This is a genomic window from Streptomyces sp. ISL-11 (genome assembly GCF_018614525.1).
In the GTDB taxonomy this organism is placed as follows: domain Bacteria; phylum Actinomycetota; class Actinomycetes; order Streptomycetales; family Streptomycetaceae; genus Streptomyces.
Window position 1 is genome coordinate 1 of sequence record NZ_JAGGOL010000102.1, and the last position, 24360, is coordinate 24360.

14 protein-coding genes and 1 pseudogene are annotated in these 24360 nt (G+C 73.2%); 10 read left to right on the forward strand and 5 right to left on the reverse strand.

Features of this window, described 5'->3' with window-relative positions; all coding sequences use genetic code 11:
* The 5 genes and pseudogenes from infB to J7E86_RS21070 form a co-directional block, all read left to right on the forward strand.
* On the forward strand, positions 1–2078 hold a 2078-nt coding region (gene infB, locus J7E86_RS21050; RefSeq protein ID WP_215083282.1), incomplete at its 5' end, for a translation initiation factor IF-2.
* A gap of 157 nt (positions 2079–2235) precedes the next feature.
* Positions 2236–2529, forward strand: a complete 294-nt coding sequence (locus J7E86_RS21055) for a DUF503 domain-containing protein (protein WP_215083283.1) — start codon at positions 2236–2238, stop codon at positions 2527–2529.
* Positions 2530–2560: 31 nt separating this feature from the next.
* Positions 2561–3010 carry a 30S ribosome-binding factor RbfA gene (gene rbfA, locus J7E86_RS21060; RefSeq protein WP_215083284.1) on the forward strand — a complete coding sequence of 150 codons (450 nt, stop codon included), beginning with the start codon at positions 2561–2563 and terminating at the stop codon, positions 3008–3010.
* Complete coding sequence (truB, locus tag J7E86_RS21065; protein WP_215083285.1) at positions 3007–3912, forward strand: tRNA pseudouridine(55) synthase TruB; 906 nt, start codon at positions 3007–3009, stop codon at positions 3910–3912. The genes rbfA and truB overlap by 4 nt, the downstream gene beginning before the upstream one ends.
* Before the next feature lie 1770 nt (positions 3913–5682).
* Positions 5683–7161, forward strand: a pseudogene (locus J7E86_RS21070) (hypothetical protein); the annotation flags it as partial.
* A 221-nt stretch (positions 7162–7382) separates the two neighbouring features.
* Here J7E86_RS21070 and J7E86_RS21075 read toward each other — a convergent pair.
* From J7E86_RS21075 to J7E86_RS21085, 3 genes are all read right to left on the reverse strand, one after another.
* Positions 7383–8042, reverse strand: coding sequence for a hypothetical protein (locus tag J7E86_RS21075; RefSeq protein WP_215083286.1), 660 nt, complete (start codon positions 8040–8042; stop codon positions 7383–7385).
* A gap of 27 nt (positions 8043–8069) precedes the next feature.
* On the reverse strand, positions 8070–9188 hold the full coding sequence (locus J7E86_RS21080; protein ID WP_215083287.1) for an L-histidine N(alpha)-methyltransferase: 1119 nt from the start codon (positions 9186–9188) through the stop codon (positions 8070–8072).
* Between the two features lie 96 nt (positions 9189–9284).
* Positions 9285–9656, reverse strand: coding sequence for a hypothetical protein (locus tag J7E86_RS21085; RefSeq protein WP_215083288.1), 372 nt, complete (start codon positions 9654–9656; stop codon positions 9285–9287).
* A 247-nt stretch (positions 9657–9903) separates the two neighbouring features.
* On the opposite strand from J7E86_RS21085, the gene J7E86_RS21090 reads away from it, so the two are divergent.
* From J7E86_RS21090 to J7E86_RS21105, 4 genes are all read left to right on the forward strand, one after another.
* Positions 9904–12417, forward strand: a complete 2514-nt coding sequence (locus tag J7E86_RS21090) for a nitrate- and nitrite sensing domain-containing protein (protein WP_215083289.1) — start codon at positions 9904–9906, stop codon at positions 12415–12417.
* Complete coding sequence (locus J7E86_RS21095) at positions 12414–12884, forward strand: roadblock/LC7 domain-containing protein (RefSeq protein WP_215083290.1); 471 nt, start codon at positions 12414–12416, stop codon at positions 12882–12884. The genes J7E86_RS21090 and J7E86_RS21095 overlap by 4 nt, the downstream gene beginning before the upstream one ends.
* An 8-nt stretch (positions 12885–12892) precedes the next feature.
* A complete protein-coding gene (locus J7E86_RS21100) occupies positions 12893–13345 on the forward strand; it encodes a DUF742 domain-containing protein (RefSeq protein WP_215083291.1) in 453 nt (150 codons plus the stop codon).
* Positions 13346–13516: 171 nt separating this feature from the next.
* Positions 13517–14122: an ATP/GTP-binding protein gene (locus J7E86_RS21105; protein ID WP_215083292.1), complete on the forward strand. Its 606-nt coding sequence runs from the start codon at positions 13517–13519 to the stop codon at positions 14120–14122.
* A gap of 41 nt (positions 14123–14163) precedes the next feature.
* Here the strand turns inward: J7E86_RS21105 and glpK are convergent, their stop codons facing one another.
* Complete coding sequence (gene glpK, locus J7E86_RS21110) at positions 14164–15678, reverse strand: glycerol kinase GlpK (RefSeq protein ID WP_215083293.1); 1515 nt, start codon at positions 15676–15678, stop codon at positions 14164–14166.
* 368 nt (positions 15679–16046) lie between these two features.
* Here glpK and J7E86_RS21115 point away from each other — a divergent pair, with 368 nt between their 5' ends.
* Positions 16047–23555, forward strand: coding sequence for a type I polyketide synthase (locus tag J7E86_RS21115; RefSeq protein ID WP_215083294.1), 7509 nt, complete (start codon positions 16047–16049; stop codon positions 23553–23555).
* Here the strand turns inward: J7E86_RS21115 and J7E86_RS21120 are convergent.
* Positions 23531–24310 (reverse strand): M15 family metallopeptidase, encoded by a 780-nt coding sequence (locus J7E86_RS21120; RefSeq protein WP_215083295.1) that lies wholly within the window; start codon positions 24308–24310, stop codon positions 23531–23533. The two genes, J7E86_RS21115 and J7E86_RS21120, sit on opposite strands and share 25 nt — an antisense overlap.
* Positions 24311–24360: the final 50 nt, after the last annotated feature.

Here is a 24360-nt window from a genome sequence, read left to right on the forward strand (position 1 = left end):
GTCCGGCCGGTCCCGGTGGCGGCGGTCGTCCCGGTGGCGGCGGCGGCTTCGCCGGTCGCCCCGGTGGCGGTGGCGCTCCCGGTGGTGGCGGCGGCTTCGGCGGTCGTCCCGGTTTCGGTGGCCGTCCCGGCGGCCCGGGTGCCCGTGGTGGCACGCAGGGCGCCTTCGGCCGTCCCGGCGGTCCGGCGCGTCGTGGCCGTAAGTCGAAGCGGCAGAGGCGCCAGGAGTACGAGGCCATGCAGGCCCCGTCCGTCGGCGGCGTGATGCTGCCCCGCGGTGGCGGCGAGACCATTCGCCTGTCGCGCGGTGCCTCCCTCACCGACTTCGCGGAGAAGATCGGCGCCAACCCGGCGTCGCTCGTCGCCGTGATGATGAACCTCGGCGAGATGGTCACGGCCACTCAGTCGGTGTCCGACGAGACGCTGACGCTCCTCGGCGACGAGATGAACTACACCGTTCAGATCGTCAGCCCCGAGGAGGAGGACCGCGAGCTGCTCGAGTCGTTCTCCATCGAGTTCGGTGAGAACGAGGGCGGCGAGGAGATGCTCGTCTCCCGTCCGCCGGTCGTGACCGTCATGGGTCACGTCGACCACGGTAAGACCCGACTGCTGGACGCGATCCGCAAGACGAACGTCGTCGCGGGCGAGGCCGGCGGCATCACGCAGCACATCGGTGCGTACCAGGTCGCCACCGAGGTCAACGGCGAAGAGCGCGCGATCACCTTCATCGACACCCCGGGTCACGAGGCGTTCACCGCCATGCGTGCCCGTGGTGCCAAGTCGACCGACATCGCGATCCTCGTGGTGGCGGCCAACGACGGTGTCATGCCGCAGACGATCGAGGCGCTGAACCACGCCAAGGCGGCCGACGTGCCGATCGTGGTCGCGGTCAACAAGATCGACGTCGAGGGTGCCGACCCGACCAAGGTGCGCGGTCAGCTCACCGAGTTCGGTCTGGTGGCCGAGGAGTACGGCGGCGACACCATGTTCGTCGACATCTCCGCCAAGCAGGGTCTGAACATCGACTCCCTGCTGGAGGCCGTGGTCCTCACCGCGGACGCCTCGCTCGACCTGCGCGCCAACGCGGAGCAGGACGCGCAGGGTATTGCCATCGAGGCCCACCTCGACCGTGGCCGCGGCGCCGTGGCCACCGTGCTCGTCCAGCGCGGTACCCTCCGCGTCGGTGACACGATGGTCGCCGGTGACGCCTACGGCCGTGTCCGCGCGATGCTCGACGACAAGGGCCAGAACGTGGAGGAGGCGGGTCCGTCGACTCCGGTCCTCGTCCTCGGTCTGACCAACGTCCCGGGCGCCGGCGACAACTTCCTCGTCGTCGACGAGGACCGCACGGCTCGCCAGATCGCGGAGAAGCGCGCTGCGCGTGAGCGCAACGCCGCCTTCGCCAAGCGCACCCGCCGGGTGTCCCTCGAGGACCTCGACAAGGTGCTCAAGGCCGGTCTGGTGCAGGATCTCAACATCATCATCAAGGGCGACGCGTCCGGTTCGGTGGAGGCTCTCGAGTCCTCGCTGCTCCAGCTCGACGTCGGCGAAGAGGTCGAGATCCGCATCCTGCACCGCGGTGTCGGTGCGGTCACCGAGTCGGACATCAACCTGGCGACCGGCTCCGACGCCATCGTCATCGGCTTCAACGTCCGCGCCGAGGGCCGTGCCACGCAGATGGCCGAGCGCGAGGGCGTCGACGTCCGGTACTACTCGGTCATCTACCAGGCGATCGAGGAGATCGAGGCGGCCCTGAAGGGCATGCTGAAGCCGGAGTACGAAGAGGTCGAGCTCGGTACGGCGGAGATCCGCGAGATCTACCGCTCGTCCAAGCTGGGCAACATCGCGGGTGTTCTCATCCGCTCCGGCGAGGTCAAGCGCAACACCAAGGCGCGCCTCATCCGCGACGGCCGGGTCGTCGCCGAGGACCTCACGATCCAGGGTCTGCGTCGCTTCAAGGACGACGTCACCGAGATCCGCGAAGGCTACGAGGGCGGTATCAACCTCGGAAACTTCAACGACATCAAGGTCGACGACGTCATCGCGACGTACGAGATGCGGGAGAAGCCGCGCGGCTGATCAGCGCAGCACAAGCCGGGGCCGGTCGGCGGAGATATTCCGTCGATCGGCCCCGGCCGTTCCGTGTACGGTTCGAAGAACCGCACCTCCGGCCACCGCGCCGTGCGGTGCCACCGGACACACCTCACGCCTCCCGGGTGGGCTTCACCCGTAACGCATGTATGTAGGGACACTGTCCTTCGACCTCCTCCTCGGCGACGTACGGTCGCTGAAGGAGAAGCGCTCCGTCGTCCGCCCGATCGTCGCCGAGCTGGCCCGCAAGTACGCGGTCAGTGTGGCGGAGGTCGGCGACCAGGATCTTCATCGCAGGGCCCTGGTGGGGCTCGCGGTGGTCTCGGGAGACACGGGGCACCTCACCGACGTACTGGACCGCTGCGAGCGCCTCGTCGCCGCGCGGCCGGAGGTGGAGCTGCTGTCCGTGAGACGGCGGATCCACGGCGACGACGACTGATGACTGAACCGAAGAAGAAAGAAGTAGGCGCATGACCGACAACGCGCGGGCGCGCAAGCTGGCCGACCGCATCCGGGAGATTGTCGCGGAGACGCTCCAGCGCCGGATCAAGGACCCGCGGCTCGGCTATGTGACCATCACCGACACCCGGGTCACCGGTGACCTCCGTGAGGCGACCGTGTTCTACACGGTCTACGGCGACGACGAGGAGCGCGCGGCGTCCGCCGCCGCCCTGGAGAGCGCCAAGGGCGTCCTGCGCTCCACGGTCGGCCGGGAGACCGGTGTCCGCTTCACGCCGACGCTGACCTTCGTGCCGGACGCGCTGCCCGACAACGCCCGGACGATCGACGACCTGCTCGCCAAGGCCAAGGCCAAGGACGCGGAGGTCCGCGAGGTCTCCTCGGGCAAGACCTACGCCGGCGAGGCGGACCCGTACCGCAAGCCCGGCGAGGACGAGGACGAGGGCGCAGCGTCCGAATGAAGCAGAAGGCACCAGCTCCCCCGGACGGCCTGGTCATCGTCGACAAGCCGGCCGGCTTCACCTCGCACGACGTCGTCGCCAAGATGCGCGGCATCGCGCGGACCCGGCGGGTCGGCCACGCGGGAACGCTCGACCCGATGGCGACCGGTGTGCTCGTCCTCGGCATCGAGCGGGCGACCAAGCTGCTCGGTCACCTCGCGCTGACCGAGAAGGAGTACGTCGCCACGATCCGCCTCGGGCAGGACACCGTCACGGACGACGCGGAGGGCGACATCATCTCCTCCGCCGACGCCTCGGCGGTCACCCGTGAGGCGATCGACGCCGGGGTCGCCCGGCTCACCGGCGCGATCATGCAGGTCCCGTCGAAGGTCAGCGCGATCAAGATCGACGGCAAGCGGTCGTACAAGCGCGCGCGGGAGGGCGAGGACTTCGAGATCCCGGCCCGCCCGGTGACCGTCTCCACCTTCGCCGTGCACGCGGTGCACCCGGCGGAGGCGGAGGACGGCACTCCGGTGCAGGACCTGCTGGTCTCCGTCGTCTGCACGTCCGGTACGTACGTCCGTGCCCTCGCCCGCGACCTGGGCGCCGACACGGGCGTCGGCGGCCACCTCACGGCGCTGCGGCGCACCCGCGTCGGCCCGTACGGGCTGGGCGACGCCCGCACGCTGGACCAGCTCCAGGAGGAGCTGGACATCATGCCGGTCGCGAAGGCGGCCGAGGCGGCCTTCCAGCGCTGGGACGTCAATGAGGAGCAGGCGCGCCTGCTCGGCAACGGCGTCCGGATAAAGATCCCGCTCTTCGAGTCCACCGGCCCGGTCGCGGTCTTCGGGCCGGACGGGCGCTTCCTGGTGCTCGTGGAGAACGAGGGCGGCAAGGCCAAGAGCCTGGCTGTCTTCGGCTGATCACCGGGCCGGACCCGGACTGATCACGGATCCGGACTGATCACGGATCCGGCCCCGGACCGATCACCGGGCCGGGCCTGCCGCCGCGCGGCATCGCCCGCGGCGGGAGAACGCCGGTCCCTCCGGCCGTGAACACCGTGGGACGGGAGTGCGTCGCATGACGCGCTCCCGCCCCACGATCCCCCTCCACCCGTCTCTCTATCCATTCCGCTCCGAGGATTCACCCCATTGGGCAGGCGCTCGGAGTGAAAAGAGGGGGTGGAAGGGGGCGCGTTCCTGGTGCGATCTGTCCTGCCGATCATCCTCTGCCTACCGTCGCAGTAAGTGCACGGCGGGGAGGTTCGGCGGATGAGCGGTCGACGGACCGATGTGGACGAGAATCTGGTGCGCATCAGAGACCTCGCCGGACGACCTCGTGGCACGGGGTTCCTCGCGGACGACCGCGGCACCATGATCACCAGCCATGAGGCGGTCGACGGCCTGGCCCGGCTCGTCCTGCTGGCGCCCGGTGACCGCACCTGTCTCGTCGGCGCCGAAGCGGTCACCGAACTGCCCGGCTCCGACCTCGCGCTGGTGCGTACGGACGGGCTCGGCGTGCAGCCGCTGCCCGTCGCGGCCGTCGAGTGCGTCGAGGAGGGCGCGGAGGTCCGGCTGCGGGCCGGCCGCTGGCAGGACGCCCGGATCGTCGGCGAGGCCCTGGTGACCTACACCGCCACCGACCGCTTCCATCTCCTGGACGCCGCGGTCGAGCTCTCCCTCGGCGAGCGCGACGGCCTGCGGCTCGGCGAGGAGGCCACGGGCGGCCCCGTGCTCGACGCCCGCACCGGCACGGTCGTCGCCGTCCTCGGTACCGCGCTGCACGCCGAACGCCGCTCCGGCGGCTTCGCGATCCCCCTGCGGGCCGCCGCCGAGGCGAGCCCGCACGGCCCGCTGTCCGTCCTCCTGGAGCGCAACGGCGCCACCGTCCCCGCCTACGGTCCCGACCTCAACCTCGCCGGTGCCCTCCAGCTCACGGCCACGTCGCTCGGCCCCGTCACCACCTCACGGCTCTGGCGCGACCCCGTGGACCGCCCCGAGACCGCGCGGGAGTTCGCCCGCTTCCTGGACACCGGCCGCACGCGGCCCGAGCCCGGACCCGACGAGGACCGCCCCGGACCGGCCGGCCTGTCCGCCGGCGACGGGTGGCAGGACGACGCCCCTCCGGACGCGCGGGCGGCGGAGCAGGAGACCGCCGAGGCCGCCCGGCCCCGGGTGCTCGGGCTCGTCGGCGGCCCCGGCACGGGCCGTACGACCGAGCTCGGCGCGCTGGCCTCCCGGCGCACCCGGGGGCTGGAGCCCGCGCCGACGATCTGGCTGCGCGGCGCCGACCTCCAGGACGGCGACGGCAGCGTGCGGGACGCCGTCGACCGCGCCCTGGAGACCGCCGCCCGCATCGTCACCGCCTCGGCGGGCGCCGCGGGCACGATCGGTGACCCGGCCGAGGCCACCCCGGAATCCCTAGCGGCGCTCTCCCACCGTGTGGGCCGCCCGCTGCTGATCATCCTCGACGGCCCCGAGGAAGTGCCCCCGGTCCTCGCCCACGCCATGCCCGCCTGGACGGCCGCGACCGCCGAGTGGCTGGAGGGGACGGCCGCCCGGCTCGTCATCGCCTGCCGCCCGGAGCACTGGGAGACGGCCGGCGCCCTCTTCCCGCGCGAGGCCCTCCACACGCCCGTCGACACGACCGCCCCGCGCGGCCTGCCGCCCTGCGTCCGCCTCACCGACCTCACGCCCTGCCAGGCCGCCGCGGCCCGCGCCGAGTCGCTCGTACAGATGCTGGAGACCCGGGCCTCCGCCGCCAGCGAGCAGCTCGGCCGGCTGCGCGGCGAGGCCGAGCGGCTCGCCCCCGCCGACGGCGACGCGCACACCGAGCTCCCGGACGCCATGGCGCCCGCCGACGCCGACAGCGCCAAGGAACTGCTGCGCACCGCCACCGCCGAACTCGCCGCCCGCGACGACGCCCTGGAGAGCGCCCGCCGGACCCACGGCGACCTGCTGCGCGCCCACCGCGCCGCCGAGGACGCGGCCGGCGGCTTCGACGACACCGCCGCACTCCTGCGCGACCTGCTGCGCGACAACACCGCCGACCACACCTCCGACGACGCCGATCGGCCCGAGCCGTACGCCGGCACGCTGGAGGAGGCCCGGCAGGCGGCCGCCGAGAGCCGCCGCTCCCTGCGCGGCTGCGCCGGCGAGCTGTCGGCCGCCGAGGGCGCGGTCCGCGAGGCGAGTGACGTGCTCGTACGGCACGCCAACTCCACCCGTTACGAGCAGGTCCGCACCCCCGCACGCCAGCAGATCCGCGAACTGCCCGCCGCGGCCCTGCCCGAGCACGCCGTCGCCTGGGCGGAGGCGTTCGCGCCCCGGCTGCGGGTGCTCACCGACGAGCTGGAGCAGCTGGAGCGCAACCGCGACAGCATCGTCGACCGGCTGCGCGGCCTGGTGGAGTCCTCCCTCACCACGCTGCGCTCCGCCCAGCGGCTGTCCCGGCTGCCCGAGGGCCTGGGGGAGTGGTCGGGCCAGGAGTTCCTGCGCATCCGCTTCGACGACCCGGACCAGGCCACGCTCACCGACCGGCTGGGCGAGGTCATCGACGAGGCGACCCGCTCCGCCGTCAAGAAGAACTCCGACCTGCGCCGCGACGGCATGTCGCTGCTGCTGCGGGGCGTCGCGGCGGCGTTCCAGCCGCGCGGAGTGGCCGTGGAGATCCTCAAGCCGGACGCCGTGCTGCGCGCCGAGCGGGTGTCGGTGGGTCAGATGGGAGATGTGTTCTCCGGCGGCCAGCTGCTGACCGCGGCCATCGCGCTGTACTGCACGATGGCGGCGCTGCGCAGCAACGACCGGGGCCGCGACAAGCAGCGGCACGCCGGCACGCTGTTCCTGGACAACCCCATCGGCCGCGCCAACGCCACGTACCTGCTGGAGCTCCAGCGGGCCGTCGCCGACGCGCTGGGCGTCCAGCTGCTGTACACCACCGGTCTCTTCGACACCACCGCCCTGGCGGAGTTCCCGCTGGTCATCCGCCTGCGCAACGACGCCGACCTGCGGGCGGGCCTGAAGTACATCAGCGTCGAGGAGCACCTGCGGCCCGGTCTGCCGCAGGAGCAGGACCCGGAGGCCGAGCGGGTGCACGGCGAGATCACCGCGACGCGGATGTACCGCCGCCCGGCGGAGCCGGACGCCGCGGGCGACCCGGTGACCGCGTCGTAGCGCACCAGTGCTGTGCGGTGTCCTCAAGCGCCGGACGGGCTGCTGTGCGGTGTCCTCAAGCGCCGGACGGGCTGCTGTGCTGTGTCCTCAAGCGCCGGACGGGCTGAAGCGGCTGAGCCCAGCCGAATCAAGCCCGTCCGGCGATTGAGGACGCGCCCGCAGGGCGCCCGCCGCCGCAGGCGGCAAGGACGGCCCGCAGCCGAAGACCGTGGTGGTTGCTGTCATCCGACCGGTAGGCCGATGCGGTCCAGCCGCGCGGAGACACCCGGCTGGACCGCATACCGCTCGCGCAGCAGAGACTCCAGCGCGGCCCGCCGACGCCGCAGCCCCGCGAGCTGGCCGTCCTCCCGGTGCATGGCCGCGTCGATGGCCAGCAGCTCGCCCGGAAGGACCTCGCCGACGTACGTGCGCAGCTCCGCGAGGTCCAGCCGCCGGTTGAAGTCGTGCACCGCGTCCCGCCATTGGTGCAGCAGGGTCATCAGGTCGTCGTGGCCGGGCTCGGAGAACACCCCCGACACCAGCGCGGCGTCGGTCGCGGACTGCACCAGGCGCGGATGGACGCGGGCCCGAGGGAACCGGGGGTCCAGCGGCGCGAAGCCCTCCCCGGTCAGCAGCTCGGTGTTCTTGACCAGTTCGTCCGCGAGGGCGCACAGCGCCTGGGCCCGCCGTTCGCGCGCCGCCGCCCGCCGCTCCGCGTACACCCCGGTGATGGCGGCGACGAGCGCGAGCCCGGAGGTGGCGGGCTCGAAGCGGCCGGACGCCTCGTCGACGGTCGACAGCCACCAGCCGCAGATGCCGAGCGCGAACAGCAGGCAGGCGATGGTGGCGGCGGCGAAGAACTGCCGGCTGAGCCGGCCCAGCAGCACCATCGGACGGCTCATCGGAAAACGACCCATCGAGGCGGGCCGTCAGGAGTTGAACGGGTTCGGCCCCGTGGGCGGCGGCGCCTCCCCCGCCCGCAGCAACAGCAACGCCATCCCGAAGGCCGGCCGGTCGAAGGCGGTGTGCCCGGTGTCATGGGTCTCGCCCACCGTGGTCACCCGCGCGTCCGCCAGCATCCGCGCCAGTCCGTCGCGGGTGTACTTGCGGCTGAGGTAGAGGCGGATGGTGTCCTGGTCGGGAAAGGGCACCGTGCTGCGGTCGGGCAGCGTCAGCACCAGCGGGCCGCCGGTGCGGTTGCGGTAGACGACCTTGACCATCAGGGCCCGGTCGTCCTCCACCAGCCCTTCGCAGGAGAGGCTGTTGAGGTCGATCCGCAGATCGGTGTACTGCATCAGCGCGCTGGTGACGAACTCCCGGAAGCGCGGGCTGTTCTCGTACTCCTGCGCCGCCGCCCGCGCGGCCGGGGCGTCCTGCCCGGCCGTGCTGGCCACCTCCAGCAGGAAGCGGTCCTGCGGGCGCAGCAGCTTCCGGGCGAGCATCGCCAGCAGCGGGGTGTCGTTGTCGAAGTTGGCGAGGGTGTTGCCCAGCAGGGAGTACACCACCGGCTCGTCGCCCACCGTCCGGCGGATCAGCGTGCTCAGCCGGTCGAGGTTGCCGGGAATCGAGAAGTCCAGCTGGACGGGCAGCACATCGGCGGCCGGTACGTGCAGATGCTGGAGCGCCTCGCGCTGCGCGAGGCGCAGCATCTCGGCGCTCACGTCCACCGGCAGGTAACAGCCCGCTCTGCCCTGGCTGTCGAGGGAGCGGAGCACCGCCTGGTCCTTCTGGCCCGTCCCCGGGCCCAGGCTCACGTAGTGCAGCGGCCCGGCCGGCAGCCGGTCGCCCATGGCGCGCCAGCGCCGGCTGAAGGAGCCGATACTCTCGCGCATCACCGGGTAATACAGGTCGTTGCACGCGTGGGCCCACGCCACCGTGGACTCCAGGCCCCAGTAGGAGAAGCCGGAGGTGATGAGCTTGCCCGAGCCCGACGGATCCGGGCCGTGCCGCAACCCCGCGGTGACTTGGGCTAATTTGCCCGACTGCTCCTCTCCGACCAGGCACACGGTCCAGCCGCAGTCCTGGAGGATCCCCGGAATGCGATCCACCGCCCGATCCCGCTCCGCCATCGTGCCGCCCCCCTCAACCCGACGCCGCGCAACGGCGTACGCCCGTCACCGCCGAACCTACCGGGCGGTCCTCGATCAGGGGAAGCGCGGCCGCCGGGCCCGCCGCAACTCCCGGGCCGCCCGCGCCGAACTGCTGGGAACGGACACCACACCATGGCGCTGGCGCCACACCTGACGCGTCACCCACACGTCCAGCACCGCCCAGGTCGCGGCCACCACGCTCGCCAGCGTGCACAGCAGCGCCGGCAGGGCCAGCCACGAACCGCCGAGGGTGAACAGCGCCGCGACCATCGCCTGCACCATCGTCACCGCGATCATCAGGACCGCGCGCACCGCGGCCGTGCGGACCGGGTCCGGCATGCGGGGGCGCCGGGCGGGCTCCTCGACCCACAACGTCCGGTGGCGGTACGGCGGTATGTCGCGATCGCGGGCGTGCTCGCGTTCCATGTCGGCTCCCCCCTCGCCGGTGCTCCCGGGCCCCGCCCGGGTCTTCCTCTCGTCGGCTTCCCTCATCAGGAAGAGCGAATCACGGCGGCCGACAGTTCCCATGGGCGCCGAATTCCGGCCATAGGGTGCCACGGACCCGGTTCGACGGCCGTACTGGTCTTCGAGACTCGTACCTCGCAGTAGTAGGCTCACGCCGCATTGTTGTCGGGACACCACCCCGTGCGCCGGGGTTGACGTTGGGGAGGCCATGCGCTTTCGCGGGAAGTCGATCCGCCGGAAGATCGTGGCGCTGCTGCTCGTGCCGCTCGTGTCGCTGACCGGACTGTGGGCGTTCGCCACCGTCATCACCGGCAGCGAGGCCGCCCAGCTCCTCTCCGTCGCCGACGTCATGCGCACGGTCGGCTTCCCCGCCGAGGACATGGTCCGCGCCCTGCAGAAGGAACGCCGCCAGACCCTGGTCTACCTCGCCGACCCCCGCCGCTCCGACGCGCTCGCCGCCCTGCGCGGACAACAGGGCGCCACCGACAAGATGGTCGAGACCTTCCGCGGCCGCGCCCGCGGCGACGTGCGCGACGACATGAGCTCCGAGGCCGCCGACCGCTTCACCGGCATCGAGAAGAGCCTCGACGACCTCGAAAGCCTGCGCCGCCGGGTCGAGGAGGACACCATCAGCCGCCGCGGCGCCTTCGAGGCGTACAACGAGCTCGTCGAGCCCTACTACGCCTTCCTCGACAGCCTCAGCGCCCTCCAGGACGCCGACATGGACAAGCAGGGCCGCGCCCTCGTCGGCCTCGCCCGGGCCCGCGAGGCACTCTCCCGCGAGGACGCCCTCCTCGCCGCCGCCCTCACCTCCGGCACCCTGAGCCGGCAGGAACTGCGCACCGTCTCCGACCGCGTCGCCGAACGCCAGGTCCTCTACCGCGTCAGCCTGGGCGTACTGCCCGCCACCGAGCGCGACACCTTCGAGGACTACTGGCGCGGCGCCGATGCCCAGACCCTGCGCACCGCCGAGGACGCCGTAGTGCTCGCCGCCCCCGGCCGCGCCGCCCACGCCATCGACGCCCAGCGCTGGCAGACCGCCGCCGGCACCGTCCTCGACGGCCTGGCGAAGAGGAACAACGAGGCCGGCGACCACTACGCCGACCGCGTCGAGCCCGTCGCCATCGGCGTGCTCACCAAGGCCGCCGTCGCCGGCGTCCTCGGCCTCGCCGCCCTCGTCTGCTCGCTCGTCATCTCCCTCCGGGTCGGCCGCGGGCTGGTCCTGGACCTGCGACGGCTGCGCAAGGAGGCCCACGAGGTCTCCGGCGTGCGGCTGCCCAGCGTGATGCGCCGCCTGGCCGCCGGCGAACGCGTCGACGTCGAGACAGAGGCGCCCCGCCACGACTACGGCCCCGACGAGCTCGGCCAGGTCGGCAAGGCCCTCAACACCCTCCAGCGCGCCGCCGTCGAGGCCGCCGTCAAGCAGGCCGACATGCGCCGCGGCGTCTCCGACGTCTTCGTCAACCTCGCCCGCCGCAGCCAGGTCCTGCTCCACCGTCAGCTGGCCCTCCTCGACGCCATGGAACGCCGCACCGAGGACACCGAGGAGCTCGCCGACCTCTTCCGCCTCGACCACCTCACCACCCGCATGCGCCGCCACGCCGAGGGCCTGGTCATCCTCTCCGGCGCCGCCCCCGCCCGGCAGTGGCGCAAGCCGGTCCGGCTCATGGACGTGGTGCGGGGCGCGGTCGCCGAGGTCGAGGCGTACGAGCGGATCGAGGTGCGCCGCCTGCCGCGCCTGTCGGTGCTCGGGCCCGCCGTCGGCGACCTCATCCACCTCCTGGCCGAACTCCTGGAGAACGCGACCGTCTTCTCGCCGCCGCACACCGGCGTCCAGGTCATGGGCGAGCGCGTCCCCAACGGCTTCACCCTCGAAATCCACGACCGCGGCCTGGGCATGGCCCCGGACGCCCTGCTGGAGGCCAACCTCCGGCTCGCCGAGACCCCGGAGTTCGAGCTCTCCGACACCGACCGCCTGGGCCTGTTCGTCGTCAGCCGCCTCGCCCAGCGCCACGGCGTACGGGTCTCGCTCCAGCCCTCTCCGTACGGCGGCACCACCGCCGTCGTCTTCCTCCCGCTGGCCGTGCTCACCGAGGGGCCCGCGGGCAAGGGCTCCGGCGCGGACGAGGACACCGGCGAACAGACGGCACCCCGCGGGGTGGGCCCCCTGTCGCCGCTGTCGGCGCTCGCGACGCCGCCCGGCGGCGTCCTGCGGACGCCCCGCGAGGACGCGGCCGGACCGCGGCCGGAACCCTGCCCGCTCGAGGACCGGCCGGACGACGGCGGCGACGCGCAGCACCACCAGGCGAGCGATCCCCTCTTCCCGCTGCCGCGCCGCAGGGCGCCCGTGCTCGTCTCCGACCACGGCCGCCCGGTGGCGCCCCGCGACCGGCCCGAGGACCCCGCGGCGGAGCCGACGCCGACCGGCGGCCTGCCCCGGCGCGTCCGCCAGGCCAGCCTCGCGCCGCAGCTGCGGAACGACCCGACGCCCGCGCACGGTCGGGCCGCGGCCGCACCGGACCCCGGCGGCCCGGAGGCCGAGCGCGACGCCGACGAGGTACGGGCCAGGATGGCCGCCCTCCAGCGCGGCTGGCAGCGCGGGCGCGAGGAGAATGAGACGGAACGATCCGGCACGCCGACCGGAACCCCACCGAGCGCACCACCCGGCACACCGCCGAGAACGACAGCACCACGAACCACATCTGAGGGGGACGGTCCATGACCGCACCGAAGGCCGCGATACGCACCGCCGTCACACGTACCGCGTCGACCGAAGCGGGCGAGAAGGGGGCCACGGGCGAACTCAGCTGGCTCCTCGACGAACTGGTCGAGCGCGTCGGCACCATCCGCAAGGCGCTCGTCCTCTCCGGCGACGGCCTGCCCAAGGGCTCGTCCAAGGACCTCTCCCGGGAGGACGGTGAACACCTGGCCGCCGTCGCCTCGGGCTTCCACAGCCTCGCCAAGGGCGTCGGCCGGCACTTCGACGCGGGCACGGTCCGCCAGACCGTCGTCGAGCTGGACCAGGCGTTCCTGTTCGTCACCGCCGCCGGCGACGGCAGCTGTCTGGCCGTGCTCGCGGACGCCGACTCCGACATCGGCCTGGTCGCCTACGAGATGACGCTGCTCGTCAAGCGCGTGGGCGCGCACCTGGCCACCGCCCCGCGGACCGGCGCGGCCGCCGACGAGTGACGGCGGGCATGACCGGAGACGATACCGAGCCCGCCGCCCCCTCGTGGGCGACCCCCCAGGGGGGAGCGGCGGCGCGCTGGTACGACGACGCCGCGGGCCCGGTCGTCCGCCCGTACGCCATGACCCGCGGCCGGACCCGCAGCGCGGCCGAGGGCGAACTTGACCTGATCGCCGTCGTCTTCGCCGACGAGGGCCTGACCGTGCCGCCCGGCGGCGCCCACGCCCTCGCCGACCGGTCGCTGTCACCCGAGCACCTCGACATCGTCGACCTCACCCGCGACGAACCCCAGTCCGTCGCGGAACTGGCCACCGGACTCGACCTGCCGGTCGGGGTGGTGCGGGTGCTCGTCGGCGACCTCATGGGCGCGGGGCTGGTCCGGATCTCGCGCCCCGTACCACCGGCCGAACTCCCCGACGCGAACATCCTGCGCGAGGTGATCGACGGCCTGCGGGCGCTCTGAGCGCCCCGGCCCGCCGCCCGGTCCAACCCGACCGGGCGGTCGGATTTTCCCGGAAGGGGGTTGTCGTGACCATGGTCTTTACGGAACGATCACCCCGCACGGGGGAGATCGCCGCACCGCCGGCCGCCGAGGCGCCGCGCGGGTCCCTGCACATCGGAGGAAGAGACAACCATGGTCTTCGGGCGCCCTGACCGCGGACGCAAACGTTCCGCCACCGACCCGGTGGCGCTCAAGCTCCTGGTGGCCGGCGGCTTCGGCGTCGGCAAGACCACCATGGTCGGCGCGGTGAGCGAGATCAAGCCGCTGCGTACCGAGGAGCTCCTCACCGAGGCGGGCCGGCCGGTGGACGACACCTCCGGCGTGGAGGGCAAGCGCACCACCACCGTCGCCATGGACTTCGGCCGCATCAGCCTCCGCGACGACCTCGTCCTCTACCTCTTCGGCACGCCCGGCCAGGACCGCTTCTGGTTCCTGTGGGACGAACTCGCCCGCGGCGCGCTCGGCGCGGTCGTCCTCGCCGACACCCGCCGCCTCGCGGACTGCTTCGCCGCCGTCGACTACTTCGAGCGGCGTGGCATCGCCTTCACCCTCGCCGTCAACTGCTTCGACGGCGCCGACCGCTACCCCGAGGACGCCGTGCGCGACGCGCTCGACCTCGACCCCGAGGTGCCCGTCATCCTCTGCGACGCCCGCGAACGCGAGTCCGTCAAGCACGTCCTGGTCTCCGTCGTCGAGCACGCGATCGCGACCGGGGCCGCGGACCGCCGCAGCGCCTAAGGGGTGTCCGGCGGGTCTGCGCGGACCCACCGGATACCCCTCTAGCCCCGCGCCCGCGGCTCCAGCCAGCCGAAGCTGCGCTCCACGGCCTTGCGCCAGTTGCCGTACTCGCCCTCGCGCGCCGCCGCCCCCATCCGCGGCGTCCACTCCACGTCCTGCCGCCACTGGGCCCGCAGTTCGTCGGTGTCCCGCCACACCCCGGTGGCCAGCCCGGCCGCGTAGGCCGCGCCCAGGCACGTGGTCTCGGAGACCACCGGACGGATCACCGGCACACCCAGCACATCGGACTGGTGCTGCATCAGCAGCGCGTTGGCGGTCATTCCGCCGTCCACCTTGAGCGAGGTGATCCGCACCCCGGAGTCCTGGAACATCGCGTCCACGACTTCCCGCGTCTGCCAGCTCGTCGCCTCCAGCACGGCCCGCGCCAGGTGCGCCTTGGTGACGTAGCCGGTGAGACCGGTGATGACGCCGCGGGCGTCGGAGCGCCAGTACGGCGCGTACAGCCCGGAGAACGCGGGGACCACATAGGCGCCGCCATTGTCAGGGACGCTCGCCGCCAGCGGCTCGATCTCCTCGGCGGAGCGGATCAGACCGAGCTGGTCGCGGAACCACTGCACCAGCGAGCCCGTGACGGCGATCGACCCCTCCAGGCAGTACACCGGTGCCTCGCCGCCGAGCCGGTAGCCGACCGTCGTCAGCAGCCCGTTCTTCGACGGTACGGCGGTGCCGCCGGTGTTGAGCAGCAGGAAACTGCCGGTGCCGTACGTGTTCTTGGCCTCACCCACCCCGTAGCAGGTCTGCCCGAACACCGCCGCCTGCTGATCGCCCAGCGCCGAGGCCACCGGCACCCCGGCGAGCGGGCCGACCGCCCTGCCGTACACCTCGGCGGAGGAACGTATCTCCGGCAGGACCGCCTCGGGAATGTCCATCGCGGCCAGGAGGGCCGGGTCCCACTGGAGGGTGGCGAGGTTCATCAGCAGGGTGCGGCCCGCGTTGGTCACGTCCGTGACGTGGACGCCGCCGTCCGGGCCGCCGGTCAGGTTCCAGATCAGCCAGGAGTCGACCGTGCCGAACGCGATCTCGCCGTTCTCGGCCCGCCGCCGCAGCCCCGGTACGTGCTCCAGCAGCCAGGCCACCTTCGGGCCGGAGAAGTAACTGGCCAGCGGCAGGCCGGTGGCCTGACGGAAGCGGTCCTGACCGTCCGTGCCGCCCAGCTCGTCGCAGAGCGCGGCGGTGCGGGTGTCCTGCCAGACCAGGGCGTTGTGCACCGGCTTGCCGGTGGAGCGGTCCCACAGGACCGTCGTCTCCCGCTGGTTGGTGATGCCCAGCGCGCTCAGCTCGTCGGCCCGCAGCCCCGCCGCGGCGAGCGCGCCGGCCACCACCGACCGGACCTTCGCCCAGATCTCCGCCGCGTCGTGCTCCACCCAGCCCGGCTGGGGGAAGATCTGCCGGTGCTCGCGCCGGTCGACGGCGACCACCGCGCCCGCCCGGTCGAAGACGATGCAGCGGCTGGAGGTGGTGCCCTGGTCGATCGCGGCGACGTACGGACCCGTCATGGCGTCTCCTGACCCGAAGAGGCTGCTGCGGTGGCCACGGCACGATACCCCAGCGGACGCGGGCCCGGCAGACCGCGCGTATACATCATCCGCACTCAAATGCGCACCACCGAAGGGGAGTTGTCGCCTTGGTGGTCAGCCGCCTCAAAGAGTGCGTCGCGGCGCCCGCGGCCCGTCAGGCGCTCGCCTGCGCTTCCGTGCGCCTCACCCCTTCGACCATGGGCAATGCGCCCACCACTGGTTGACCCTTCACCCGAAGGGGTGAGGGCTCGATTGTGCCGTAACCGCCCGGTTCCGCACGCTCTCCACGGGAGGGCAGGCGTGAACGGGCCCGCTCGCCGTCTGCATGAGAGGCCGGGTGGTCGGACATGGACGCGTACGAGACGAAGCGGGCGGTCGCGATCGTCGGGGCCTCCTGCCGGCTGCCCGGCGGCATCACGGATCTCGACGGACTCTGGCAGGCCCTGTGGGCGGGGCGCGACCTGATCACCGAGGTGCCGCCCGAGCGGTTCCACGCCACGCGCTTCGTCGACACCTCGATGCCGCGACCCGGCAAGAGCTGCACCGGCGCCGGCGGATTCCTGACGGACATCGCCGGATTCGACGCGGACTACTTCGGCATCGCCCCCAAGGAAGCCGCCCAAATGGATCCTCAGCAACGCCTGTTGCTGGAGATGGCGGCGGAGGCGTGCGACGACGCGGGCATCGCGCCCGCCGCACTGGCGGGCTCGGACACCACCGTTCACATCGGCATCTCGGACCACTCCTACGGTGCCCTGCAGATGCTGATGACCGACAGCGTCAACGCGTACACCATGTCCGGCGCGGCCTCCGCCATCGCCGCCAACCGGCTCTCGCACTTCCTCGACCTGCGCGGTCCCAGCATGGCCGTGGACACCGCCTGCTCCTCGTCGCTGGTCGCGCTCGTCCAGGCGTGCCGCACGCTGCTCGACGGCACCAGCCGGGCCGCCCTCGCCGGCGGCGTCAACCTCCTCCTGAGCCCCTACCACTTCGTGGGCTTCTCCCAGGCGTCCATGCTCTCGCCCAGCGGCCGCTGCCGGTCCTTCTCCGCCGACGCCGACGGATACGTACGGGCCGAGGGCGGGGGCGTGGTCCTGCTCAAGCGCCTGGCCGACGCGCTCGCCGACGGCGACCGCGTCCACGCCGTCGCCGTGGACTGCGCCACCAACAGCGACGGCAGGACCATGGGGCTCGCCCTCCCGTCTCCCGAGGCCCAGGAGGCCCTGCTGCGCGACCTCTACGCACGGGCCGGCGTGCACCCCGACGACCTCGTCTACCTGGAGGCGCACGGAACCGGCACACCGGTGGGGGACCCCGCCGAGTGCCGGGCCGTCGGCAGAGCCCTCGGCACCCGCCGCACCCGCCGGGATCTGCCGATCGGTTCGGTCAAGTCCAACCTCGGGCACCTCGAACCAGCCTCCGGCATGGCCGGCCTGTTCAAGGCGCTCCTGGTCCTGCGCCACCGCGCGATCCCGGCCACCCTGCACGCGACCCCGCCCAACCCGCACATCGACTTCGCGGCCCTGCGCCTGACCCCGGCCCTGGAGCCCGGTCCGGTCGCCGTCGACGGCCGTTCCGTGGCCGGGGTCAACTCCTTCGGCTTCGGCGGCGCCAACGCGCACGTCATCCTGGCCCCGCCCCCACCGCTCCCGCCCCGCTCGGTGCCGCCGCCCGCCCCGCGCCCGTTCGTGGTCACCGCCCGCTCCCGTACGGCCCTGGACGCCGCCGTACGCGCCACGGCGGACCACCTGGCGGAGGCGGGACCCGACGCGTTCTACGACCTCGCCTACACCGCCGGCCGGCGACGCGGAAAGCACCCGCACCGTGCCGTCGTCATCGCCGACAACGCCGCGGAAGCGGCCGCGGGACTCACCCGGCTCGCCGAGCGGTCGCCCGAGGAGCCCGACGCGCCGCCGGAGGACCGGAACGGAGCCACGGCACAGGCCGTCGGCCGCGGCCGCGTCGTCTTCGCCTTCCCCGGCAACGGCGCGCAGTGGCCGGGCATGGCGAGGGACCTGCTCACCGGCAGCCCGGCGTTCCGCAAGGGCGTCGAAGCGGCCGACGCCGCACTCGCACCGCACGTCGGGTGGTCGGCGGTGGACCTGCTGACGGACCCCGCCGAGGAGGACCGGCTCTCCGCCACGGAGATCGCGCAGCCACTCCTCTTCGCCGTCCAGGTGGGCCTGGTGGAGGCGCTGCGGCAGCAGGGCATCGTCCCGCAGGCCGTGGTCGGGCACAGCGTCGGCGAGATCACGGCCGCCCACGCGGCGGGCGCGCTGACCCTGGAGGACGCCGCGCGGCTCGTCGCCGCACGGGGCCGCGCCCAGGCCGCCACGGCCGGGAAGGGCCGCATGGCCGTCGTCGCCCTCACCCCCGAGGAGGCCGCACGGGCGAGCGCGCCCTTCCCGGACCTGGAGATCGCCTGCGTCAACTCCGAACGCCACGTCACCGTTTCCGGCCCCGCCGACCAGCTCACCCGCCTGGCAGAAACGTTGGAGCGGGACAGCGGTACGTCCTGCGCCGACGTCGGTCTCGACCACGCCTTCCACAGCGGGGCCATGGACCCGGTCGAGCAGCCCCTCAAGGCCGCGCTCGACTGGCTGCGGCCCGGCCCGGCACACCTCACCATGATCTCCACCGTCACGGGCGGCCCCGTGGACGGAACCGCCCTGGACGCCGACTACTGGTGGCGCAACGTCCGCCGCCCGGTGAGGTTCCGGTCGGCGGTCGACCACCTCGTGAGCGAGGGATACGACGTCTTCGTCGACGTCGGACCCGAGCCCATCCTCTGCCCGCACCTGCGGGCGGCCGCCCGCAACACCTCACCCGTCGCCGTCGTTCCGACCCTCTCCCGGAAGGAGGCCGGACCGGTCGCGCTGCGCACCGCCGTGGCCCGCACGATCGCCGCCGGGGCCACCGTGGACTGGAGCGCCCACTTCCCCGTCCCCGGCCGGGTGAGCGACCTCCCCGCCTACCCCTGGCAGCGTCAACCGCACTGGAACGGCGGACCGGAGGCATGGACCGGCGGCGCGGGCAACGGCCTCTACGACCATCCGCTGCTGGGCGAACGACTCCCCTTCGCCGAGCCGGCCTGGCGCGGCCCCGTGAATCCGGTGCTCGTCCCCTGGCTGGCCGACCACCGGGTCGGCGGCTCGGTCCTCATGCCCGCCACCGGCTACGCCGAGATGGCCCTGGCCGCCGGAGGACGCCTGTGGAACGGCCCGACGGAGGTGGACGCCCTCGACCTGAACCGTGCGCTCGTCATCCCCTGGGAGAACCCCGGCACCGTCCACCTGCAGAGCACCCTGTCACCCGACGACGGAATCCTCACCGTCACCGCCGGGCAGGGACGCGGAGGCACCCCCGGCCTCCACGCCCGCGGACGCGTCCGGCCCCTGCTGCGCCGCCGTCCGCCCGCTCCCGACATCGACGCCGTCCGCGAGCGATGCGGCCGGCGGATGGACGGCGAGGCACACCACCGGGCCATGTCCGCGCTCGGCCTGGACTACGGCCCCGCCTTCCGGCCCCTCCACGACGTCCGCGTGGGACAGGGGGAGACCCTGGCCGCCTACCGCCACGACCTGCCGTCCGAGGAGTACGTGGTGCACCCGGCCCTGCTGGACGGCGCGCTCCAGGCGGGGCTGCCGCTCGTGACCGACCTGGTCGCGGACGGCCGGCAGGGCTATCTGCCCTCCGCGTTCGACGCGATCCGGGTCTGGAGCACCCCGGCACCCCGTGGCTTCGTGCACGTACGCGACCGCGGGCGCACGCAAACCGAACTCTGCTGGGACATCACCGTCACCGACGAGGACGGCACGGTCACGGCCGAGCTGGAGGGCTGCCGGCTGCGGCGCTTCGACCGCGCGGGCACCACGCCGCTGACCCGGCTCCGGCTCGTCATGCGGGCAGCGCCCCACCGGGACGTACCGGCGGATCCCGCTCCGCTGCCCGCCCCCGCGACGATCCTGGCGGCGGCCCGGCCGCACCTGCGGGCGCTGCGGGAGGACTGGCGGCGCTTCCGCTACGACCGGGTGCTCCACGGGCTCAAGGACAGTCTGTCCCAGGCCGTGGGACGGGCGATCGCCGGCCTGCTGCCCGACCCCGCCCGCCCCTTCGACGTCGAGGACCTGCTGGCGGCGGGAGTCCTGCCCCGCCACCGCCGCCTCCTGGAGCAGTACATCGCCCTGGCGGAACGCCACGGCGCCCTGGCCAGGACGGGCGGGAAAGCCCGTTGGACCCTGGACCCGGCGGGGTTCCATGTGGAGGAACGCATCCGCCGGATGGGCCGGGAGTTCCCCGCCTTCGGCGCGGACATCTGCCTGTACGGGCACGTGGTGGACCTCGGACCCATGCTCACGGGGGAGACCGACGTCCTGGAGGCCCTGTCCGAGGAGGGCGGCTCCGAGAGGTTCGAGCATTTCTACGACGTCAGCCCCATGGTGCGGTTCCACAACCGGGTGCTGCGGGCACTGGCACGGGAGATGGCCGCCCTGTGGCCCGCCGGCCGGCCGCTGCGCGTCCTGGAGGTGGGCGGCGGCACCGGCGGCACCACCGCGGCCCTCCTGCCGGTCCTGCCGCCCGACCGCACCCGCTACCACTTCACCGACCTCTCCGCACTGTTCGTCGCACGGGCCGAGAAGCGCTTCGCGGCACATGAGTTCGTCACGTACGGGACGCTCGACCTCGACGCCGACCCCTGTGGGCAGGGCCTCGTCCCGGGCGCATTCGACGTCGTCGTGGCGGCCAACGCCCTGCACACGGCCAAGGACCTCGCCCGGGCCGTGCGGGGGACGAAACGGCTGCTGGCCCCGGGCGGCCATCTCCTCGCCATGGAGATGCACGACCACGAAGCCCTCGCCCTGCTCTTCGGCATGCTCGAAAGCTTCTGGGCTTTCACCGACCACGAACTGCGCCCGGACTCCCTCCTGCTGCCCGCCCGGCAGTGGCCCGGCCTGCTGCGCGACTGCGGATTCACGGGCGTCGTGCGAACCGGCGACAGGAAGAGGGGCGACGCCCCCGCCGACATGTCGGTCCTGCTCGCCGCCGCCCCGGACGGACCGGTGCCGGACACGCCGCTGCCGACGCCCGACGGCACCCGGTCCTGGATCGTGGCCGGTGAGGCGGGCGACCGTACGGACCTGCCCGACGCGGTGGCCGCGGCGCTGGAAACCGAGGGCGCCACGGTCCTGCGCGCCTCCGGGGCGGGCGGAGACCCGCGGCACTGGAGCGAGCTCTTCGAGGACCGGCCGGCCGTGACGGTCGTCCTCGTACTGGACGACGCCCCCGAGCCGCTCCCCGCCGATGCCCTGCTGGACCTGACCACCCGCAGGATGACCGTCCTGCGCGCCCTCGCCACCGCCTTCGAGCAGCTCGGCGACCGCCGGCAGCCGCACCTGTGGCTGGTGACCCGGCCGACCGGAGCCCTGCCCGCGCCGGAACAGGCGTCGCACCCCCACACCGCGGCCGTGTGGGGCGCCACCCGCTCCCTGGCGAACGAGCACCCCCACGTGACCGTCAAGCGCCTCTCCCTCGAACGCGGCGACGACGCGGCCGCCGACGGCCGGCGGGTCGTACGCGAACTCCTCACCCCGACAGAGGAGGACGAGATCGCCCTCACCGCGGGCGGCCGCTTCGTCCCCCGCACCGTGGAACGGACCGACGCCCCCCAGGGAACGTCCCACGGCACCCGCGTACCGGCCTTTTCCCTGGAGGTGCGCGACCCCGGGATGGCCTACCGCCTCGCCTGGGTGGAGAACGACATCCCCGCACCCGGCCCGGGCGAGGTCGTCGTCGCCGTCCGCGCCGCCGCCCTGAACTACCGCGACATCATGCAGGCCGTCGGCATCCTGCCCGCCGACCCCCGCCACGACCAGGCCGCCACCGGGGCCGGCATGGAATGCGCGGGCCTCGTCACGGCGACCGGCCCCGGGGTGACCTCCGTGCGACCGGGCGACCGTGTCTTCGCCCTGGCACCCGGTGCGTTCGCCTCCCATGTCCGCACCGTCGAGCACGCCGTGGGCCGGCTCCCCAAGAGCATGTCGTTCACCGAGGGCGCCACGCTCCCGATCGCCTTCCTCACCGTCCACTACAGTCTCGGCCACCTCGCCCGGCTCGCCCCCGGCGAGACGGTCCTCGTGCACGGTGCCGCCGGAGGCGTCGGCCTCGCCGCCCTCCAGTACGCGCGCCGGCGCGGCGCCCGCGTCATCGCCACCGCGGGCAACCCCTTCAAACGCGACCTGGTGCGCGCCCTCGGCGCCGAACACGTCCTGGACTCGCGCACCCTGGCCTTCGCCGAGGAGGCCCGCGAGCTGACCGGCGGCCGCGGCGTGGACGTCGTCCTCAACTCCCTCGCCGGCGAAGCCATCACCCGCGGACTGGAGGCGCTGCGCCCCGGCGGGCGCTTCATCGAACTGGGCAAGCGTGACATCCATGAGAACAAGCCTCTGCTGCTGCGGCCCTTCGCCAACAACATCGCCTTCTTCGGAGTCGACCTCACCGCGCTGCTCGCCGAACCGGAACTGGCCGGCGCACAGTTCGCCGAGGTCGCCACGGCGATCCGCACCGGGCGCTGCCGGCCGATCATCCACAGCGTCCACCCGGCCGCCCGGGTCGCGGACGCTTTCGCCCTGGTCCAGCACTCCCGGCACATCGGCAAGGCCGTGGTCTCCTTCGACACCTCCGACGACCCCGTGACCGTCGAACGCCGCCGGCCGGCACCCCGCCTCGACCCGCGGGGCACCTACCTGGTCACCGGCGGTCTCGGCGGCTTCGGTGCGGCGACCGCCCGCTGGCTCGCCGACCGGGGAGCGCGTCACCTGGACCTCATCGGGCGCCGGGGAGAACGGTCACCGGAAGCTCCCGCCCTCCTGGCGGAACTCGCCGCCCGGGGAGTCACCGCCCGCACCCACGCGGCCGATGTCACCGACCTCGCCGCCGTGCGCCGCGTCGTGGAGGACGCCGACACCGCCGGGCGCCCCCTCCGCGGCGTCGTCCACTCCGCGATGCACCTCGACGACGCACCGCTGACCGAGCTGACCGACGAACGCCTCCGCGCCGTCCTCGCCCCCAAACTGGCCGGGGCCGCGGTCCTGGACGCCGTGACGCGCGACCGGTCCCTGGACCTGTTCCTCGTCCACTCCTCCATTGTCTCGGCCATCGGCAATATCGCCCAGGCCCCCTACGCGGGCGCCAACCTCGCCCTGGAGGCCCTGATCCGCCGGCGCCGCCGGGACGGCCTGCCCGGCACCGCGATCATCTGGGGAGCCCTGGGAGAGACCGGATACGCGGTGCGCAACGACCTCATCCCCCTCATGTCCCAGGCCGGGCTGGAACCGATCACCCTCCGGGAGGCGTTCGGTGTCGCCGACGACGCCCTCGTCGCCGACGTGCCGCTCACCGGCGCCGCACGCCTCAACTGGGCGGTGGCACACCGGCTGCTGCCGACCGTCGGGGCACCGCGCCTGTTCGACCTGCTGCCGTCGCTCGTCGAGGGGGGAGCCACCACTCACGAGGAGCTGCTGCGGGCTCTCGCCGGAATGACCACCGACGAAGCCCTGGAACTCATCGCCACCTCCCTGGCCGGCATGCTCGCCGACGTCCTGCAGCTGCCCGCCGAGCAGCTCGACCATCACCGCAGGCTCGACGAATACGGCATGGACTCCCTCATGGCCACCGAACTGCTGGTCACCCTGCGGCAGCAGTACGACATCGACATCCCGCCCATGGAGCTCCTGCGCAGCAACGGCACCATCGCCGACCTGGCGCGGATCATCCACCTGCGGCTGGGCCTCCGCAACGACAGCACCGGGACGGCCCCCGCCGACGGGCCACCTCAGCGGACGGGGAAGTCGAAATAGGTGTCCGGGAACGGCTCCTCGCGGAGGGTGTAGTGCCACCACTCCTCGGCGAGGTTGCGGAAACCAGCGTTCTCCAAGACCGACTTGAGCAACAACCGGTGCACCCGCTGCGCCCCCTGCACCCGGGGGTCGAGGGTGTGCGCCAGCGTGTCGAAACAGTCGAACCCGGTGCCCATGTCGACCGAGTTGTCGGGGAACCGCTCCGCCCTGGGCGCGTGACAGGGCACGAGCCGCTCCCCGGGAACGTACGGACGCGTCGGCCGCACCGGCAGCCGCACCAACGTCACGTCCATGGTGCTGCCCCGGCTGTGCCCGGACTTCTCGGCGATGTACCCGTCCTCGAACAGCCGCGATTTCTCGACGCGCGGATAGAACTCCTCCTTCATCCGCTCATCGCCGAGGTCCTTCGCCCACGCCACGAAGTCGGCCACCGCGCGCCGCGGCCGGTAGCAGTCGTACACCTTGAGGGTGTAGCCCCGGCGCAGCACCACCCGCTGCGCCGCGCGCAGGGCCTTGGCGGCCGGCCGGGTGAGCAGGCACACGGGGCGCCGATATCCGTCGACGCGGTGGCCGGTGAAGTTGTGCGCGGTGGCGTAGCGCATCTCCTGCACGATCGTGGGATCGACATCCGAGAGGGCGACGAACCCCTTCGGCGGTGCCGGCTCAGCCGCCCGCGCGACGGGCGCGGACGAGAGGGCGAGAAGGGCGGCGAACGGAAGCGTGAGCGCGCGCAGCGCGACGGGAAACGAGGGCATGGACCCGCGATACCAGGCCGACGGAATCAAGGGAAGAGTCCCCGCACGCC

Bases quoted from the DNA above. Each gene is read 5' to 3' on its own strand.
- J7E86_RS21055 (WP_215083283.1), top strand. From the start codon at position 2,236: ATGTATGTAGGGACACTGTCCTTCGACCTCCTCCTCGGCGACGTACGG.
- rbfA (WP_215083284.1), top strand. From the start codon at position 2,561: ATGACCGACAACGCGCGGGCGCGCAAGCTGGCCGACCGCATCCGGGAG.
- truB (WP_215083285.1), top strand. From the start codon at position 3,007: ATGAAGCAGAAGGCACCAGCTCCCCCGGACGGCCTGGTCATCGTCGAC.
- J7E86_RS21075 (WP_215083286.1), bottom strand. From the start codon at position 8,042: ATGAGCCGTCCGATGGTGCTGCTGGGCCGGCTCAGCCGGCAGTTCTTC.
- J7E86_RS21085 (WP_215083288.1), bottom strand. From the start codon at position 9,656: ATGGAACGCGAGCACGCCCGCGATCGCGACATACCGCCGTACCGCCAC.
- J7E86_RS21090 (WP_215083289.1), top strand. From the start codon at position 9,904: ATGCGCTTTCGCGGGAAGTCGATCCGCCGGAAGATCGTGGCGCTGCTG.
- J7E86_RS21095 (WP_215083290.1), top strand. From the start codon at position 12,414: ATGACCGCACCGAAGGCCGCGATACGCACCGCCGTCACACGTACCGCG.
- J7E86_RS21100 (WP_215083291.1), top strand. From the start codon at position 12,893: ATGACCGGAGACGATACCGAGCCCGCCGCCCCCTCGTGGGCGACCCCC.
- J7E86_RS21105 (WP_215083292.1), top strand. From the start codon at position 13,517: ATGGTCTTCGGGCGCCCTGACCGCGGACGCAAACGTTCCGCCACCGAC.
- glpK (WP_215083293.1), bottom strand. From the start codon at position 15,678: ATGACGGGTCCGTACGTCGCCGCGATCGACCAGGGCACCACCTCCAGC.
- J7E86_RS21115 (WP_215083294.1), top strand. From the start codon at position 16,047: ATGGACGCGTACGAGACGAAGCGGGCGGTCGCGATCGTCGGGGCCTCC.
- J7E86_RS21120 (WP_215083295.1), bottom strand. From the start codon at position 24,310: ATGCCCTCGTTTCCCGTCGCGCTGCGCGCGCTCACGCTTCCGTTCGCC.